The sequence below is a fragment of the Neobacillus pocheonensis genome, assembly GCF_050477905.1.
Classification (GTDB): Bacteria; Bacillota; Bacilli; order Bacillales; family Cytobacillaceae; genus Neobacillus; species Neobacillus pocheonensis_A.
In genome coordinates this window covers 1-1,250 of sequence record NZ_JBCNAD010000091.1, presented here as the reverse complement: position 1 = coordinate 1,250, position 1,250 = coordinate 1, and the positions used below count along the sequence as shown (strand labels likewise).

Sequence of the window (1,250 nt, the reverse complement as noted above, 5' to 3'; positions counted from 1 at the left end):
CATTTTCTACTAAAACGGTTTTTCTATTAAAGTTATTGGACTGGATTAAGGAGAATAATTGTACTCACGTAGCTATGGAAAGTACGAGTGTTTATTGGAAACCTATTGTTAACTTATTAGAGTCCGAAGGAATAGAGTTTTTAGTTGTAATTGCTCAACACATGAAGGCACTTCCTGGACGCAAAACGGATGTTAAAGATGCAGAATGGATAGCCCAACTTCTTCGTCACGGACTACTGAAAGCAAGCTTCATTCCTGATCGGAATCAACGAGAACTGCGGGAACTTGTACGCTATCGCCGGAGTATCATTGAAGAACGCGCCAGACAACATAATAGGATTCAAAAGGTTTTAGAAGGAGCCAACATCAAACTAGGTTCTGTTGTATCTGATATTATGGGTGTTTCATCGAAAGATATGCTTCGAGCAATCGCAGATGGTGAAGACGATCCTGAAAAACTAGCAAACTTCGCTCGTCGTACAATGAAAAAGAAAAAAGAAGAACTTGAATTGGCACTTCAGGGCTATGTTAACCCACACCAACGCTTAATGTTAAAAACGATTTTAACTCACATTGATTTTCTAACTGAGCAAATTGAAATGTTAGACCAAGAGATAGCTCAAAGAGTAAGCACTTATCAAGAAGATATAGAACGACTCGATTCCATTCCTGGTATCGCCACAAGAATGGCTGAACAAATCTTAGCTGAAATTGGTACGGATGTTGGAAGCCAATTCCCGACTGCCGCACATTTGTGTTCATGGGCAGCCTTGGTCCCTGGACACAATGAAAGCGCAGGTAAAAGGAAATCTAGCAGATCAAAAAAGGGAAATAAGTATTTAAGATCCGCATTAACAGAAGCAGCTCAATCAGTAAGAGGGTCAAAAAACTATCTCGGTGCACTGTATAGACGTACAGCTGGACGAAAGGGAAAGAAAAAGGCAGCAATTGTAGTCGCCCATGCGATGTTGCGAATCGCATATTACCTTCTAACCAGAAAAGAAATGTACGTTGACTTAGGCGAAGATTATTTTGATAAGCAAAGACAAGTATCTATTGTACGGCATTCAGTTCGAAGACTAGAAAACTTAGGTTATAATGTGACAATTACAGAAGCATCCTAATCCATTATTCTTGTAGTCCAAAAACACCTTGATCAGGCGCCCCGCTCTTTTTAAAAAATGAATGAGCTGCGTCTATTTAAGTATTGCCTTTTTACCGAAGTTACAGAAGTTAATTTTCATGGTAGT

At 39.4% G+C, this 1,250-nt stretch carries 1 protein-coding gene; it reads left to right on the top strand.

The window, feature by feature from the left end; translation table 11 throughout:
* Positions 1-1,124 (top strand): IS110 family transposase (locus ABES02_RS29005; protein ID WP_430141369.1); only part of this gene is annotated, 1,124 nt, incomplete at its 5' end.
* Positions 1,125-1,250 lie beyond the last annotated feature (126 nt).